Annotated in this window: 15 protein-coding genes; 7 read left to right on the top strand and 8 right to left on the bottom strand. The window is 43.4% G+C overall.

The window, feature by feature from the left end:
* Positions 1–413 precede the first annotated feature (413 nt).
* From B0X70_RS04090 to miaE, 7 genes are all read left to right on the top strand, one after another.
* Positions 414–1,538 carry a PLL family lectin gene (locus B0X70_RS04090; RefSeq protein ID WP_217470937.1) on the top strand — a complete coding sequence of 375 codons (1,125 nt, stop codon included), beginning with the start codon at positions 414–416 and terminating at the stop codon, positions 1,536–1,538.
* A gap of 645 nt (positions 1,539–2,183) precedes the next feature.
* On the top strand, positions 2,184–3,290 hold the full coding sequence (locus B0X70_RS04085) for a PLL family lectin (RefSeq protein ID WP_217470936.1): 1,107 nt from the start codon (positions 2,184–2,186) through the stop codon (positions 3,288–3,290).
* 678 nt (positions 3,291–3,968) lie between these two features.
* A complete protein-coding gene (locus B0X70_RS04080; RefSeq protein ID WP_217470935.1) occupies positions 3,969–5,084 on the top strand; it encodes a PLL family lectin in 1,116 nt (371 codons plus the stop codon).
* 648 nt (positions 5,085–5,732) lie between these two features.
* Positions 5,733–6,863: a PLL family lectin gene (locus tag B0X70_RS04075; RefSeq protein WP_217470934.1), complete on the top strand. Its 1,131-nt coding sequence runs from the start codon at positions 5,733–5,735 to the stop codon at positions 6,861–6,863.
* A gap of 737 nt (positions 6,864–7,600) precedes the next feature.
* Entirely contained in the window at positions 7,601–8,056 is a 456-nt protein-coding gene (locus B0X70_RS04070; protein WP_036808434.1) for a type II toxin-antitoxin system PemK/MazF family toxin, read from the top strand.
* Between the two features lie 553 nt (positions 8,057–8,609).
* A complete protein-coding gene (gene mutS / locus B0X70_RS04065) occupies positions 8,610–11,165 on the top strand; it encodes a DNA mismatch repair protein MutS (protein WP_217470933.1) in 2,556 nt (851 codons plus the stop codon).
* A 4-nt stretch (positions 11,166–11,169) separates the two neighbouring features.
* Positions 11,170–11,931 (top strand): tRNA isopentenyl-2-thiomethyl-A-37 hydroxylase MiaE, encoded by a 762-nt coding sequence (gene miaE / locus B0X70_RS04060; protein ID WP_217470932.1) that lies wholly within the window; start codon positions 11,170–11,172, stop codon positions 11,929–11,931.
* A 96-nt stretch (positions 11,932–12,027) separates the two neighbouring features.
* Here miaE and B0X70_RS04055 read toward each other — a convergent pair whose 3' ends face one another.
* The 8 genes from B0X70_RS04055 to ispF all read right to left on the bottom strand — a co-directional run bounded on the left by B0X70_RS04055 (position 12,028) and on the right by ispF (position 18,149).
* On the bottom strand, positions 12,028–12,315 hold the full coding sequence (locus B0X70_RS04055) for a HigA family addiction module antitoxin (protein WP_214040375.1): 288 nt from the start codon (positions 12,313–12,315) through the stop codon (positions 12,028–12,030).
* On the bottom strand, positions 12,315–12,593 hold the full coding sequence (locus B0X70_RS04050) for a type II toxin-antitoxin system RelE/ParE family toxin (RefSeq protein WP_036778064.1): 279 nt from the start codon (positions 12,591–12,593) through the stop codon (positions 12,315–12,317). Before B0X70_RS04050 ends, B0X70_RS04055 begins: the two co-directional genes overlap by 1 nt.
* 470 nt (positions 12,594–13,063) lie before the next feature.
* Positions 13,064–14,062, bottom strand: coding sequence for an RNA polymerase sigma factor RpoS (rpoS, locus tag B0X70_RS04045; protein ID WP_036808449.1), 999 nt, complete (start codon positions 14,060–14,062; stop codon positions 13,064–13,066).
* A gap of 51 nt (positions 14,063–14,113) precedes the next feature.
* On the bottom strand, positions 14,114–15,091 hold the full coding sequence (gene nlpD, locus B0X70_RS04040; RefSeq protein WP_217470931.1) for a murein hydrolase activator NlpD: 978 nt from the start codon (positions 15,089–15,091) through the stop codon (positions 14,114–14,116).
* Positions 15,092–15,260: 169 nt separating this feature from the next.
* Positions 15,261–15,887 carry a protein-L-isoaspartate(D-aspartate) O-methyltransferase gene (locus B0X70_RS04035; RefSeq protein ID WP_036778033.1) on the bottom strand — a complete coding sequence of 209 codons (627 nt, stop codon included), beginning with the start codon at positions 15,885–15,887 and terminating at the stop codon, positions 15,261–15,263.
* Complete coding sequence (surE, locus tag B0X70_RS04030; protein WP_040151609.1) at positions 15,881–16,645, bottom strand: 5'/3'-nucleotidase SurE; 765 nt, start codon at positions 16,643–16,645, stop codon at positions 15,881–15,883. The genes B0X70_RS04035 and surE overlap by 7 nt, the downstream gene beginning before the upstream one ends.
* A complete protein-coding gene (gene truD / locus B0X70_RS04025) occupies positions 16,623–17,672 on the bottom strand; it encodes a tRNA pseudouridine(13) synthase TruD (RefSeq protein WP_217470930.1) in 1,050 nt (349 codons plus the stop codon). The genes surE and truD overlap by 23 nt, the downstream gene beginning before the upstream one ends.
* A 3-nt stretch (positions 17,673–17,675) precedes the next feature.
* Positions 17,676–18,149, bottom strand: coding sequence for a 2-C-methyl-D-erythritol 2,4-cyclodiphosphate synthase (gene ispF, locus B0X70_RS04020; protein ID WP_011145090.1), 474 nt, complete (start codon positions 18,147–18,149; stop codon positions 17,676–17,678).
* Positions 18,150–18,157 lie beyond the last annotated feature (8 nt).

Below are 18,157 nucleotides of genomic sequence, written 5' to 3'. Positions count from 1 at the left end.
CTGCATCAGGCCAGTATTACCTAATTTGCTGGAGTTAATCCAATAGCCAGATGATTAATTATATACCTTAATAATAACCATCAGATATTTTGAATAAAAACAACCACAAAGAAACAGATTTAAGATAGAAAAAAAAGAGAACTTTAAAATAAGAAAATAGTTTATATATAATTAATATTTTTTAGATATTCGAATTTAAAAATACATATCAACACATAGACCTCAATAATATAAGATCACATTTTACGAAAACTCAAGAATTAGAGTTTAACGTCAAATAAAATATCACTTATTCATTTCATAAATAAAAATATACAGAATGCAATCGAAAGTATTAATGTGAAGTTAAATACACTGTTTATTAAATGACTATTTAGTGAATCTTAAAAATTATGCCTAAAGAGGATATATATATGAAAAAAGAATCTATTAATACATCAATTCCAGATAATACCGGGTCATCTGTTGCAAACGAAATAGAAGTATCCAATGAAATCTCTTGGACTGCGTTACCCGGAGTTATTTCGGCGGCAAACAACGCCGATGGTCGGCTAGAGGTTTTTGGCGTGAGCATCAACAATGCTGTGTGGCACAACTGGCAAACGGCGCCAAATACCATATCTTTCTGGTCTGGCTGGCACTCACTAAATGAAGGAGCGACCAGCAAACCCGCCGTTCACATTAACTCAGACGGTAGATTGGAAGTATTCGTACGTGGCACAGATAATGCTTTATGGCATAACTGGCAGACCGCCCCCATCCCCGGCGCCAGTTGGTCAGGCTGGCAATCTTTAGGTGGTCAGCTCACCAGCAATCCAGTGGTATATGTCAACTCCGATGGACGGCTTGAGGTCTTTGCTCGCAGTTCCGATAACACACTCTGGCATATCTGGCAAACCGCACCCCATGCCGGTCCGTGGTCTAATTGGCAGTCACTAAATGGCGTACTTACCAGTGACCCAACGGTATATGTCAACGCCAGTGGTCAGTTTGAGGTCTTTGCGCGCAGCAACGATTACTCTCTCTGGTACATCAGGCAAACGACTTCTCATGCCTATCCCTGGACAAATTGGCAATCACTGAGTGGTGTGATAACGAGCAATCCAGTGGTAATCAGCAACTCTGATGGTCGGCTTGAGGTCTTTGCACGCGGTTCCGATAACGCTCTCTGGCACATTTGGCAAGTTGCTCCTAATGCAGGTTGGACAAACTGGCAGTCACTGTCTGGCGTCATCACCAGCGACCCTGCGGTACATATCAACGCCGATGGTCGGCTTGAGGTCTTTGTACGTGGCCCTGATAACGCTCTCTGGCATATCTGGCAGACGGCAGCATCGGGTTCATGGTCTGATTGGACCTCATTGTCCGGCGTGATTACCAGCGCTCCTACGGTGGCGAAGAATTCTGACGGCCGGCTTGAAGTTTTTGCACGCGGTGCGGATAACGCACTCTGGCATATTCAGCAAATTACATCATCATTGTGGTCCGATTGGGTATCCCTCGGCGGCACCTTGATCGACGCTTCAGCAATTAAATAATCTGCTTCGCACAAGACACGCATAACTGCCTGGCCTGATGCATTAAGGAAAACATTCACTATGCCGCATCGGGCCAGCAATACCTTATTTACTGGAATCAACCCAATTCTCAACACGCAAACCAAGCATTCTCTCAAACTCGCGCATATTGTTGATGATGAAGATATAGTTTTATCTATCCAATGTAGTCTCTTGGTCGAATTAGGCCCAAAAAGGCAATGTCAAACATCACCCCGTTTTATAGAACATTCATGCACTAGAACCTGTGTTTTTTAATGCCAGTCGGCAAACTATTCTCTTCCGTAAAGATTATCAAATGTTTTTAATGCAATTAAAACAATCATGATAAAAATATATTTTCAAATATAATAAAGATGAAACCTTAAAACAGCAAAACAGTTCATTCATAATTTATTATTTTTGAATAACCGTATGCAAAAATATATATAAACAGAAAAGGTTTTATAATGTAGCATCTGATTCACTTAATATTTCACGGATCATCAATCAGCATCAAACAAAGCATTAACTGCTTCTTCAAAGAATAAAGAGTAAAAGTGAGAATGTTAATTCACAGAATTAAATATCTTGTTTATTAAATAACTACTTAGTGAATCTGAAAAATTATCTCTAACGAGGATATATATGCAAGAAGAATCTATTAATATACCAAAGCCAGATAATACCGAGTTTTCTGTTGCAAATGAACTAATACAGCTAAAAACCGAAAACTCATCTATCGCGATGTCCAGCATTGTCTCAGTGACTAACAAACCCGCTGTTTCTCGTAATTTGGACGGTCGATTGGAAGTATTCGTGCGCGGTGCTGATAACGCGCTCTGGCACATCTGGCAGATCGCTCCCAATTCCGGTTGGTCCGACTGGCAATCTTTAGGGCACACAATTACCAGTAACCCTGCCGTATATGCTAACGACGATGGTCGCCTTGAAGTCTTTGCCCGCGGTGCCGATAACACGCTCTGGCACATCTGGCAAACCGCTCCCAATTCCGGTTGGTCCGACTGGCAATCTTTAGGGAACACAATTACCAGTGACCCTGCCGTACATGCTAACGCCGATGGTCGTCTTGAAGTCTTTGCCCGCGGTACCGATAACACGCTCTGGCACATCTGGCAGGTCGCTCCCAATTCCGGTTGGTCCGACTGGCAATCTTTAGGGCACACAATTACCAGTAACCCTGCCGTATATGCTAACGCCGATGGTCGCCTTGAAATCTTTGCCCGCGGTGCCGATAACACGCTCTGGCACATCTGGCAAACCGCTCCTAATTCCGGTTGGTCAGGCTGGCAATCTTTAGGGCACACAATTACCAGTAACCCTGCCGTATATGCTAACGCCGATGGTCGCCTTGAAGTCTTTGCCCGCGGTACCGATAACGCGCTCTGGCACATCTGGCAAACCGCTCCCAATTCCGGTTGGTCAGGCTGGCAATCTTTAGGGAGCACAATTACCAGTAACCCTGCCGTATATGCTAACGCCGATGGTCGCCTTGAAGTCTTTGCCCGCAGTGCCGATAACGCGCTCTGGCATATCTGGCAGGTCGCTCCCAATTCCGGTTGGTCAGGCTGGCAATCTTTAGGGAGCACAATTACCAGTAACCCTGCCGTATATGCCAACGCCGATGGTCGCCTTGAAGTCTTTGCCCGCAGTACTGATAACGCGCTCTGGCACATCTGGCAAACGGTAGCATCCGGTTCATGGTCTGGCTGGGCATCCCTCGGGACACCTTGAGCAACGCTTAAGCAATGAAATAATCTGTCAAGCTCAGCTCCGCACAAGATATACATAACCTTTTGGCCTGATGCATTAGAGAAAATATTCACTATGCTGTATCGGGCCAGTAATATCTTATTTGCTGGAGTTAGCTCAACTCTCAACATGCAAGCCCGACACTTATTCAAGCTCGAGCCTGTTATTTATGACAAAAATATAATTTCGTCTATCCAATGTAGATTCTTGGTCAAATATATCCAAAAGGCAATTTCAAACAAAGCCTCCATTTTATAGAGCATTCATGAATTAGAATCTGCGTTTTTTAATGCTAGTAGGCAAACTGTTTGCTTCCGTAAAGATTATTAAATGTTTTTAATGCAATTAAAACAATCATGATAAAAATATATTTTCAAATATAATAAAGATGAAACTTTAAAACAGAAAAATAGTTCATTCATAATTTATTATTTTTGAATAACCGTATGTAAAAATATATATAAACACACGAGGTTTTATAATGTAGCATCTCATCCACTTAATAATTCACGGACCATCAACCAGCATCACATAAAACATTAATCATTTTTTCAAAGAATATAAGAGTAAAAGTGAGAATATTAATTCATAGAATTAAACATCTTGCTTATTAAATGACTATTTAGTGAATCTGAAAAATTATTTCTAACGAGGATATATATGCAAGAAGAACCTATTAATATACCAAAGCCAGATCATGTCGAGTTACTTGTTGCAAATGAGGTCGCAATCGAAAATGCGTCAATCGCGTTGTCTGAAATTGTCTCGGTAGTCAACACCACCGACGGCCGACTTGAGGTTTTCGGTGTGGGGACTGACAATGCCGTGTGGCACAATAGGCAAACAGCGCCACATTCAGGCTCTTCCTGGTCCGGCTGGATCTCACTTAACGGAAACGTCACCAGCAAACCTGTCGTTTATATCAATACAGACGGTCGATTGGAAGTATTCGCACGTGGCACAGATAATGCGCTCTGGCATATCTGGCAAACCGCCGCTAATGCCGGTTGGTCAAACTGGCAATCTTTAGGAGGTACAATTACTAGCAACCCGGCGGTATATGCCAACACCGATGGCCGACTCGAAGTCTTTGCGCGTGGCACCAATAACGCTCTCTACCACATCTCACAAACTGTCGCTCATTCCGGTCCGTGGTCAAATTGGCAATCTTTGAATGGCGTTATCACCAGCAACCCCGCAGTTCATATCAACTCAGACGGTCGGCTGGAAGTCTTTGCGCGTGGCACCAATAACGCCCTCTACCACATCTGGCAAACCGCTCCCCATTCCAACCAGTGGTCGAATTGGGATTCACTCGGCGGTGAGATCACTAGCGATCCGGTCGTCATCGGTACCGCTGATGGTCGGCTTGAAGTCTTTGCACGCGGCACCAATAACGCTCTCTACCACATCTGGCAAACTGTTCCCCATTCCGGTCCGTGGTCCAACTGGGCCTCGTTGAATGGCGTGATTACTAGCGCCCCTGCGGTAGTGAAGAACTCCGATGGCCGGCTGGAAGTTTTTGCACGCGGCACCAATAACGCTCTCTACCACATCTGGCAAACGGTATCCCATTCCGGTCCGTGGTCCAACTGGGCCACGCTGAATGGCACGATCACCAGTGCGCCAACAGCGGTGGAAGACGCCGATGGTCGGCTTGAAGTTTTCGCGCGTGGCACCGATAACGCTCTCTGGAACATCTGGCAAGCCACACCATCGTGGTCCGCTTGGGTATCCCTCAATGGCAACTTAATCGACGCTTCAGCAATCAAATAATCTGGAATGAATCCAGCTTTGCACAGAACGAACGTCACCTTCTGGCCCGATACGCTAAGGAAAATATTCACTGCGCTTCATCGGGCCAATGGTGCCTAATTTGCCGGTAAAAATCCAATATTCGATACACCAACCTGACACAGATTCGAACTCACATATTATTGTTGATAACCAGGACATATTTTTGTCTATCTGAAACAGGCTCTTAGTCGAATATGTCTGGAAAACAACTTTAAACAGAATAACCTCTTTTAGGTACATGATTAAATCAGGATCTGCGTTTCTCAATGGCCAGATTATGAATTGTGTGCTTTAATAATTATTACATAAAATATTTTAAACAAAACTTAAAAACCATGAAAAAAATATAGTTAAAATAGAATCCACGAGGACTTTAAAATAAAAATAATTTATTTAAAAATTATTTCACTGATATGATCCCATGTGAATAAACATATAATCACATAATTCGAGACCATATTTACATAATACTTTATAGATCAATAGCTAACAAAAAAATCCATAGTTTATTTTATTAATAAAACGACATAGGAGGCTAGTGAATATATCAATATATAAAATCGAATATCCCTCTCATTAAATGATTATTTTTTTAAATCCGAAAAACTATTTTTAAAGAGAATATATATGAAAAAGGAACCTATTAAAATGCCAACGCCAGATAATACCGAAACATATGTTGCCAGTGAGATAGCAATCGAGAACTCTGCGATAGCATTATCTGGAATTGTCTCAGTAGCAAACAATGCCGATAATCGACTTGAGGTTTTCGGTGTAAGCGCTGACAACGCAGTGTGGCACAATTGGCAAACAACACCGCTGCCAAACTCCTCCTGGGCCGGCTGGAACAAAGTTAACGGAGTCGTGACTAGCAAACCCGCCGTCTGTCGTAATGCGGACGGTCGATTGGAAGTATTCGTGCGTGGCACGGATAATGCGCTCTGGCACAACTGGCAAACCGCTGCCGATATCAATACTTGGTCAAGCTGGCAGCCGCTGTATGGTGGGATCACCAGTAACCCGGAGGTATGTATCAACTCGGATGGCCGACTTGAGGTCTTTGCACGCGGCACCGATAACGCTCTCTGGCACATCTGGCAAACCTCTGCCCATACCAATTCGTGGTCAAGCTGGAAATCTCTGGGTGGCACGCTCACCAGTAACCCAACTGCACATGTCAACGCCGATGGCCGGCTTGAAGTCTTTGCACGCGGCTCCGATAACGCTCTCTGGCACATTTGGCAAACCGCTGCCCACACCGATCAGTGGTCAAGCTGGAAATCGTTGAATGGCGTGATCACTAGCGACCCAGTGGTCATTGACAACTGCGATGGTCGGCTTGAAGTCTTTGCACGCGGTGCCGATAGCACACTCCGGCATATCTCGCAGATCAGCTCTGATTCCGTTTCGTGGTCAAACTGGCAATGTTTGGATGGTGTGATCACTAGCGCTCCGGCGGTGGTGAAGAATCTTTCTGGTCGGCTTGAGGTCTTCGCACGTGGCGCTGATAACACGCTCTGGCGCGTCTGGCAGGTTTATCATAACGGCCCGTGGTCTAACTGGAGCTCATTTACAGGCATTATCGCCAGTGCCCCAACAGTAGCGAAGAATTCAGACGGCCGGATTGAAGTCTTTGTGCTTGGCCTTGATAAGGCACTCTGGCATCTCTGGCAAACTACTTCATCAACTACATCACCGTGGACCACTTGGGCTCTCATCGGTGGTATCACCTTGATCGACGCTTCTGTGATCAAATAATCTGGAAGGAACCATTCGCATAAGACAAGCGTAATCTTCTGGCCCGTGCATTAAAAAAATATTCACTGCACTGCATCGGGCCAGTGGTACTTAATTTGCTGGAGTTAACCCAATATTCGACATGTAAGCTCAATACGGGTTCAAACTCATGTATTATTATTTATGACAAAGATATACTTTTGGTTGAATATACTTGGAAAACAATTCATTTATAATTTCTTATTTTTGAATTTCTGTATGTAAAAACTATATTTTAACCACGCATTTATAATTGATTAACTCATCTATTATTACTGTCCCACTCAATTATCATCATCCAATGACAATGGTTTAAAAATAAATATATAGTGATACTTAAAGTGAATGTATATCACGAATTATAAACTAATCCAGCCACTCAGTTAGTGCTTTCTCTAGAATACTACAGCCATATTTCCTTTTTTCAACAGAAGAAACGCTCACAGGAAATTTTCAAACCATGCGATTTTTTTGCGTCATGAACATCAGAAAAAACACGGACTTTGGGCTTTTAGGGCTGTAGTAGTACGACTAATGAATACAGCAAATTTCATCCATATTTAAAATATGATATACATCACAATTTTCAGTAATCAACCATTTTTATTTTACATCGATGAGAATGGCCGATTTCCATTATATAATCCTATTGAAATAAGTCCTTAGTAAAAATCATTAAGTCATAGTAGAATCTATCACCTTATATTGAGGAATAACAAGTGCCTATAAATTTTAGTCCCAAAGTGGGAGAAATATTGGAATGTGATTATGGGAATTACCCAAAAAATAAAGAAGGCAAAATAATAACTAATTCCTATGATGGTCATATACCACCTGAAATGGTAAAAAATCGGCTTATCGTTATTATAAACGGTAAAATAGATGGCAATGCCTGTATAGTTGTTCCTCTATCAAGCAAATGTGATCAAAATAAATTACAACGTGGAATGCACGTTGTAATTGATAAAAACGTTATTGAAAATATGAAATATTTTGAACAAATAACACGTTGGGCAAAAGCGGATCTTGTACAACAAGTCAGCCGAAAACGGCTACAAAGGCCAAGAACTAATAGAGGTTATTTAAATCAAATTTTACCCAAAGAAATTATCACTAAAATTCAATTGGCAATAATTAAATCCATAAATGCAAGTCAATTGTTATCAAAATCATAACACTTGATTTCTCCAGTAAGATCGCCCACAATATAGCTGTTGCCCATAGAGGCCCCAAATATTTATCCCCTTTGAGGGACCTGCGAAGCCTAGCTAAATTGCTAGGCTTCTGCCATTTTAGCATTCCATAATTTCAACAAAAAATTTCCATAAGAAAGTTCTTAGCACATAAAGGGTTAGTCTGCCGGCAAAGCTGATGATAAAACTAATAAGACACTTGCTCAGATTTTAGATTGGTCATACTGACGGCGACATCAATACCGAGTTCAACAATCTTACTATCATCACTGAGGAAGTTCTTTATCAACAATGCAATTACGGTTGTTAATATTAGAAAGCAAAAAAGTATTAGAAAGCAAAAACCAGTCAACATTGGGAAATTCTTTCAACCACTTCGGCAACGCAGCTTTATCTTCTACACACAGCCAAATTAACCAGACCAAAATTACAACTAAATTTGCGAATTGCTTCCAGATTTTACTTGTGTAAGTTTAAAGCTTGGTGCGATACCATAACGAAAGAATTGATTCACAAACTTAACTAAGACCACCGCATGATTAATACAGAAACCTTCGACACTCACACGCCCATGATGCAGCAATATCTCCGTCTTAAAGCACAGCACCCTGATATTCTGCTGTTTTATAGAATGGGAGATTTCTATGAGCTGTTTTATGACGATGCCAAAAAAGCGGCAAAATTGCTGGATATTTCCCTGACCAAACGAGGTCAATCAGCCGGCAATCCTATCCCTATGGCAGGCGTGCCCCATCATGCAGTGGAAAACTATTTAGCTAAGCTGGTTCAATTAGGTGAATCGGTCGCTATATGTGAACAAATTGGCGATCCTGCCACCAGCAAAGGCCCGGTTGAACGTAAAGTCGTCCGCATCGTTACCCCCGGAACCGTGACAGATGAAGCACTATTACAGGAACGGCAGGATAACCTGCTGGCGGCTATTTGGCACGATAATCAAGGGTTTGGTTATGCCACACTGGATGTAACATCTGGCCGCTTCCAAATATCTGAAATGGCAGAGCTGGAAACGATAGCCGCTGAATTGCAACGTAGCCGCCCTGTTGAATTACTCTACCCTGAAAGTTTTGAGCATATGGCTCTAATTGAAAATTTTCATGGCCTGCGCCGTCGCCCTTTATGGGAATTTGAGCTGGATACCGCCAAACAGCAATTGAACCTGCAATTTGGTACCCGTGATCTCATCGGTTTTGGTGTGGCAAAAGCAGCACTTGCTTTGCGTGCCGCTGGTTGCCTGCTGCAATATGTCAAAGATACTCAACGCACGGCGCTGCCACATATCCGTGGCATTACGATGGAACGTCAGCAAGATACGGTTATTATGGATGCCGCAACCCGCCGTAATCTGGAACTGACACAAAACCTGTCTGGCAGTACAGATAATACGCTCGCATCCGTTCTTGATCTGTGTGTTACCCCAATGGGTAGCCGAATGTTGAAACGCTGGTTGCATGCGCCTGTCAGGGATCGCCAGATATTAGAAAATCGTCAACAAGCTATCTCTACCTTGCAGGAAATTGGGTTGGAGTTGCAGCCATTTTTGCTACAGATAGGCGATCTCGAACGTGTGTTAGCACGCTTGGCTCTACGCTCCGCTCGTCCAAGGGATCTGGCAAGAATGCGCCATGCATTCCAGCAATTACCGGATATCCATCAAATTATGGACTCCTCAGATTCCTCCTATATCAAGCAATTGCAGAAAAATATCGGCAGGTTTGATGAATTACAGGAATTACTTGAAAGAGCAATTGTAGAAACCCCGCCGGTATTGGTTCGGGATGGTGGCGTAATCGCACCGGGTTATAACAGTGAACTGGATGAGTGGCGCACATTGGCTGATGGCGCCAGTAACTATCTGGAACAACTGGAAATCCGTGAACGGGAAAAACTAGGTATTGATACTCTGAAAGTCGGCTTTAATGGTGTTCATGGCTACTATATTCAAGTCAGCCGAGGGCAGAGCCATCTGGTGCCAATTCATTATGTCCGCCGCCAGACACTGAAAAATGCTGAGCGTTATATCATCCCTGAGCTAAAAGAGTATGAAGATAAGGTTCTGACCTCTAAAGGGAAATCTCTGGCAATAGAGAAAGCGCTTTATGAAGAATTATTCGATCTGCTGCTGCCTCATTTGGCCGAATTACAAACCAGTGCCGAAGCACTGGCTGAACTTGATGTATTGGCAAATCTGGCAGAACGCGCTGAAACCCTGAATTATGTTTGCCCAACATTGAGCGATAAACCGGGAATTCAAATCACCGGTGGTCGTCATCCGGTTGTTGAACAGGTTCTGAGTGAGCCATTTATCTCAAACCCTCTTTCTTTATCTTCACAGCGGCGTCTGCTGATTATTACCGGTCCAAATATGGGCGGTAAAAGTACCTATATGCGTCAGGCAGCGCTTATTACACTTCTGGCCTATATCGGTAGCTTTGTACCAGCGGAAAAAGCGGTTATTGGCCCAGTTGATCGCATATTCACCCGTGTAGGCGCTTCCGATGATCTGGCATCCGGCCGTTCAACCTTCATGGTGGAAATGACCGAAACCGCCAATATCTTGCACAATGCGACAGAACAAAGTTTGGTATTGATGGATGAGATTGGTAGAGGGACATCAACCTACGATGGCCTTTCTCTGGCATGGGCATGTGCAGAAAATCTGGCAAACCGCATTAAAGCGATGACGTTGTTCGCCACTCACTATTTTGAGCTGACCACGTTGCCGGAAAAACTTGAAGGCGTGGTTAATATTCATCTGGATGCGGTAGAGCATGGCGATACCATCGCATTTATGCACAGCGTACAAGAAGGCGCAGCCAGTAAGAGTTACGGGTTGGCAGTTGCTTCTCTCGCTGGCGTTCCACGCGAAGTGATTAAACGAGCGCGTCAGAAACTTAAAGAGCTGGAATCGCTATCCAACCATGCAACGGCAAGTCATGTCGATACACCGCAACTCGCGCTATTAACAGAAGAGACGTCACCGGCGGTTGAAGCATTAGAAAATCTTAATCCAGATTCACTGACTCCGCGTCAAGCATTAGAATGGATTTATCGACTAAAAGATATGGTGTAAGAACGTGTTTGACAAAAGCCTTTTACAACCGATATACCATTTTTTGCAATGTGAAACCCCGGATTTGTGGGTAGATAAAGCAAAACAGCCTGAAAATTTACCTGTGCTTCTACGGGATCATCTGTTATGCGAGCTGAAAGCAGCACAGAGCGCTATGTTTTTGATCCGCAAGTATGCCGTAGATCAGCGAAGTGAGGATACACTTCTGGCATGGTTTAAACCTTATGAAGATTTTGCTTACAAGAAAGTTGGCGATCTCAATTCATTAAGAGGTCCAAACCAAGCGACCAAACAGATCACTGCTAAAGCTAATTCACCCTATAGCCAGGATCTGATTGATAAAATGGTATTGCTGATTAAAGAAGAGCTACATCACTTCTATCAAGTGCTGGAGATCATGGACACACGCGATATCAGCTATGAAAGCATCACTGCCAGCCGTTATGCTAAAGGCATGCTTAGCCATATCACCAACCATGAACCTTATACATTGGTGGATAAGCTAATTATCGACGCTTATATTGAGGCGCGTTCTTGTGAACGTTTCGCCAAACTAGCCCCTCATTTGGATGAAGATCTGAGTAAATTTTATATCTCGCTGCTGCGCTCTGAAGCACGTCACTACCAGGACTATCTTTCACTAGCGCAATCTGTTGCTAATGAAGATATTACCGAACGGGTAAACTATTTTGGCCGTGTTGAAGCTGAATTGATTCAAAATCCAGATAGCGATTTTAAATTCCACAGTGGCATCCCTGTAATTTGAGATACTGATTAAAAAAAGGTGAGCTAATACTCACCTTTCAAACCAACGACAAAACAATTGAGATGATTCAGAATCAGGGACATTGAAATATGTCAATCAAGCTATTTGCAATCGATGAAGATGAGACACATCGATATGCTGTTTTGCCTGCCATAAATCATAGTCCACCTGCATTCCCATCCAAACTTGAGGTGAACTGCCAATAACGACAGACAATTTCAGTGCCATTTCTGGCGAAACATCAGACTTGCCAACAACCAAGCGTTGCACAGTTGATGGTGCGACACCCAGTGCCTTAGCCAAGCCTCTGGCGCTCAAATTCAGAGCCTCCATAGCCTCTTTAACTAATATTCCGGGATGCGGGGGGTTATACATCATAGCCATTAGTGGTAATCCTCATAGTTCACAATGTAGACATCACCATCATACAACTCAAAGGTGATTCGCCAATTCCCTGTCACAGTAATAGACCACACACCATTCCGGTTTCCTGTAAGTGGGTGTAAAAAAAAGCCCGGGATATCTACATCTTCAATTTTTACAGCTCTATTCAACACCTCAAGACGAGTAGCAATTTTTGGAGCTTGCATAGCATTAATACCGGCTGTAGAACCTGTTTCAAAAAACTTTTTCAACCCTTTATGTTTAAAACTCTTAATCATATCCGTCCGCTGAACAGTGCTGCTCGGTACAATTATCATACTCAGCCGCCGCGCTATACGCAACACCTTTACAAGTCACAGTGAGACTTTAAAAGCCATCCGTGGCTTAGATGGAATTATGCTGGCAATAAACAGACGAAATGAATTTAATCCCGAGAGGCCGGATATAATGTGGTGTATTAATATCAATTATATTCAAACGAAAATAAGAGTAGAACTATCCGGCGATAACGATGAACTTGTCCCCTTGAAAAGGAAAACTATTTGGAAGAGGATAATGAAGTGCCCTAAATTAGTCGACCACCGTAATTTAAATATCAGAAATCTTTGATTAAAATTTACTATCATCATCTAAGACAAAATTAGGGAAATCCTACCGGGTACTGAAGAACCTGATAATACCGAGCGCCAACAACGCAAAAACACGGACAACAGCTCTTCAGAACCCAAGTAGTTAAACTACTCAACAATTAAGTACGGAATAACGCTTCAATATTCAAACCTTGGGTTTGCATAATATCTTTCAGACGTCTCAAACCTTCGACCTGGATCTGACGCACTCTTTCCCTTGTCAAACCAATCTCTTTGCCTACATCTTCCAGCGTTTCAGCCTCATATCCCAAAAGACCAAAACGACGCGCTAATACTTCACGTTGCTTCGAATTCAACTCAAACAGCCATTTGACGATACTCTTTTTCATATCGTCTTCCTGTGTTGTTCCCTCCGGCCCACTTTCATTCTCATCCGATAAAACATCCAATAGCGCTTTATCAGAATCACTACTAATAGGGGTATCAACCGAAATGATACGTTCATTCAATCGCAACATTCGGCTTACATCATCAACCGGTTTATCCAGTTGCTCTGCTATCTCTTCCGGGCTAGGTTCATGATCCAATTTATGGGCAAGTTCTCTTGCTGTACGCAAGTAGACGTTGAGCTCTTTAACAATATGGATTGGCAACCGAATAGTACGGGTTTGATTCATAATCGCCCGCTCAATGGTTTGCCGAATCCACCATGTTGCATAGGTAGAAAATCTAAACCCGCGCTCCGGGTCAAATTTTTCAACAGCACGGATAAGGCCAAGATTACCTTCTTCAATCAAATCAAGAAGAGCTAAGCCTCTGTTACTGTAACGACGAGAAATTTTAACAACCAATCGCAAGTTACTTTCGATCATTCTCTGGCGGGCCAAAACATCACCACGTAATGCCCGCCTTGCGAAAAAAACCTCTTCTTCCGCCGTCAGCAAAGGAGAAAAACCAATTTCGCCAAGATAAAGTTGTGTTGCATCAAGAACCCGCTGGTTCATGCCCTGCAATACATCTAAATCATTCTCAAAATCAGTTAGATCATCCTCATCGTTCTTCAATAATTTCTCATCGAAGTCGTCAGCTTCAATACCACTTTCATCTAAATCCGCATCATCATACAACTCGTTAACTTTCAGCGTATTTTGGCTCATAAGCTGCCCCTACCCATGATAATGCAGGCAGAATTCAGCATTCTGCCCAGTTTATCGCTGCGGAAGATAACGCAGCGGGTTTACGGATTTTCCCTTGTAACGAATTTCAAAGTGTAATCTTACAGAACTGGTACCCGTGCTACCCATAGTGGCAATTTTTTGCCCCGCCTTGATGTCTTGTTGCTCACGAACCAGCATCGTATCGTTATGAGCATAGGCACTCAGGTAGTCATCGTTATGTTTTATAATTATCAGATTTCCATATCCACGTAAGGCGTTTCCGGCGTAGACAACTCGACCACCCGCTGTTGCAAATACTGACTGGCCCCTGCTGCCTGCGATATCAATCCCTTTGTTACCCCCTTGGGTATCAGAGAAACTTTCAATCATTTTACCTTCAGCCGGCCACATCCAACTGCTAACAACACTGTTTCCACTGCTCGCGGTTGTCGTCGGTGATTCTAGATACGTATTGTTTACTGTTGACGTAGTTGCCCTTGGCAACATTTTTACACTCTTTTGTATCCCGGAATTTGCAGGATACGCATTAGTTGATTGAGAATCAACCAGGGCTGTTTGCATTTGATTATGGTTATGAGCGGTTAACATCCCGCTACTACTGGTCCTCAAAGTCTGCCCCACCGTCAGACTGTAAGGTTCTGAAATATTATTTTTGCTCGCAAGATCACGAAAATCATTACCGGTGATCCAAGCGATATAAAACAGAGTATCACCATGTTTGACTGTATAAGTGCTGCCGTTATAGCTGCCCTTAGGAATACTGTCATAATCACGGTTATAAACAATTCTCTCCTGCGAATTGCTATCAGCCCCCCCCATTGATGAAGGTGAAGATGGCATCGGCGTAGATATAGCAGAATTGCCAGAATATATTACCGGATGATGACTCCCTCTGCTTTGTTTTTGATCAATACTGGTGATAGGCGCAGGACGGGTTGGCGTATTTGTACAACCGACTAACCAGACTCCCATCAATAAACACGTTACAATCCGCTGTATTTTTTTCATTGGGCTTCCTGAATTCATATTTCCTTCCCCCATAACGGCAAAGATAAGCGTAAAAATTAATAATTTCTAAAGGTTATACATAACCGCAAAAATCCCAAAACGAAAGTAATTTCGCTTATTAAAGCAAATATAACCATTAATTGAGAAATAGTTGCAACAGACTATGAACTTAAGCCAGTTCCCCTTGCACAAGGGGCACAAAGCGTACAGCTTCGATCACTTCACTATGAAAACCATTGCCATGACGTTTCACGGATTTAAGAATTTGTGTACGCTCACCTACCGGTAAAACCATAACTCCCCCATCCGTAAGCTGAAGCATCAATTCTTGTGGGATATACGGAGGCGCTGCGGTCACAATAATAGCATCAAATAGCCCACGCGACGGCCATCCTTGCCAACCATCCCCATGACGGGTTGAAACATTATGCAAATCAAGTTGTTTCAACCGCCGTTTAGCCTGCCACTGTAAACCTTTTATCCGCTCTACAGAGAAAACATGTTTGACCAAATGCGCTAATATTGCCGTCTGATAACCAGAGCCGGTACCAATTTCCAAAACCTTAGCATCGGGTGTTAACTGAAGTAGTTCGGTCATACGGGCGACAATATAAGGCTGAGAAATCGTTTGCCCATGACCAATAGGCAAAGCTGTATTTTCATACGCTTTATGTGCCAGTGCTTCATCGACAAAACGCTCCCTCGGCACGGCGGAAATAGCGGCCAGTAAACGTTCATCTTTTATTCCCTGCTGGCGTAATTGTGTCAGCAAATTTTTCATTGCCCGACTCAGCATTCTCCATCAACCTCAGCTTTAGCTAACCAATCTCTTACTAACGCCTGCGCTTTATACGCAGTCAGATCTACCTGTAATGGCGTAATAGAGACATATCCCTGTTCCACCGCCGCAAAATCTGTTTCAGGGCCAGCATCATGTTTATCTCCCGGCGGCCCCAACCAGTAAAGCATGTTGCCTTTCGGATCTTGCATAGAATAAACTTCTTCCGCGGCATGGCGGCTACCACAACGAGTTACCCGAAAACCTTTAATTTGCTCAAGTGGCAGATCAGGTACATTCACATTCAGAATATTACCCGCTCTCAAAGGCGTTGTTTGTAACATTTGTAGCAAACGACAGGTGACTTCTGCCGCTGTTTGGTAATGCAATTCACCATTCAGTGAAATAGCCAATGCCGGCAACCCTAGATGGCGGCCTTCCATTGCAGCCGCAACCGTTCCCGAATAAATCACATCATCCCCAAGGTTGGGGCCACGATTAATACCAGAAACAACAATTTCAGGACGTGGAAGAACCAAGCGATTAACACCGAGATAGACACAATCCGTTGGTGTGCCACCCAACACCGAGATATCACCATTCTCCAACGTCTTAACACTTAATGAACGATCAAGGGTCAATGCGTTAGATGCGCCACTCCGATTACGATCAGGCGCAACAACCTGCACATGATAATTTTCTCGCAATGCTGCCGCCAAAACCTGAATCCCTGGCGCAGTTACACCGTCATCATTACTCAACAATATTCGTAACATTATTTTGATCCTGATTGATAATTTCCCTGACCACACTGGTAGCAAAACTGCCAGCGGGTAACCAGAAACTGATTTTCACCGTGTCATTATCTTGCCATTGCCAACTCAGATTCTGAGGTTGCACCAGAATCGCCCTACGGGAACCATCCACTCTTTCACGCCTGATAAGTTCCCACAATGATTCATAGGGCTGTAAATATTGCCGTTCAAAATCCGCAGCTTGGTGCTGTGTTCCCAATTCACCATCACCAGGCAACGGTGCCGTTATTTGTAACTCTCCATCGCTCACCCGCTGTTGCAATAAAGGCAATTCCGTTTCATCAGCAACAAACCAACTACCACGCCCTGTTAATTGTAAGGCGTCACCCTTCATCACCTGTTGCTGTTGTTTCAGAATAATCCGCGCACTGGCTACCGCATTAAACATAGCACTACGACTGGCTGACAGATAGAAACTGCGTTTATTTCTCTCTTTTACTCGGATTTCATTATTTGCCCAACGCTGCGCTTGAAGCAGATTCTGCCCATCCCGACCAAAACGCTGTTCACCAAAATAGTTAGGCACGCCACTTTGCTGAATCAGCCGTAGTCTGTTTTCAACAAATTGGTGATGACTGATTTCCCGCAAAATTAGCGTAAATGAATTTCCTTTCAATGCTCCAATGCGCAGTTTACGTTTCTGACGAGCGGTCGTCAGAACTTCACATCCCTCAAGCTGAAACGAGGCAAAATCAGGTTCCTGTTTGCCCGGTAAGTGCAAACAAAACCACTGCTCTGTCACTGCGTGACGGTCTTTTAAGCCAGCATAACTGACCGATCTAGACGGTATACCAGCGAAACGAGCGAGGTTATCTGCAACAAATTGGGTATTACAGCCCGTTTTACGGATGTGCGCCATTAAGTGCTCACCTTCTCCATCAGGAGAAAACCCCAAATCTTCACAGACAATAAAATCTTCCGGCGAGGCTTTTAGTATCCCCGTCGCTTCTGGTTGTCCATACAGCCAATTTAATTCAGCCAATACCATCAATTATTCCTTAACCAGCAAAGCAACTGCTTCGCAAGCAATACCTTCTTTACGCCCAACAAATCCTAATTTCTCGGTAGTTGTGGCTTTAACATTGATGTCATCAATGTGGCATTGCAGATCTTCTGCCAGATTAACCCTCATTTGTGGAATATGCGGCAGCATTTTGGGTGCTTGAGCGATAATCGTAATATCCAGATTACCAATCCGATAACCCTTTTCTCTGATACGTGAATAGGCTTCGCGCAATAATTTACGACTATCCACCCCTTTAAACGCCGGATCAGTATCTGGGAATAATTTCCCGATATCACCCAATGCCGCAGCACCTAACAAAGCATCCGTGGCCGCATGGAGAGCAACATCACCATCAGAATGCGCCAACAGCCCTTGTTCATAAGGAATACGAACACCACCGATAATAATCGGCCCTTCACCACCAAATTTATGTACATCGAAACCGTGTCCGATCCTCATGATGTCTG

This window comes from Photorhabdus akhurstii, assembly GCF_019090985.1.
Lineage (GTDB): Bacteria > Pseudomonadota > Gammaproteobacteria > Enterobacterales > Enterobacteriaceae > Photorhabdus > Photorhabdus akhurstii.
The sequence above is the reverse complement of the archived record's forward strand: the minus strand, read 5'-3'. Positions and strand labels throughout refer to the sequence as shown.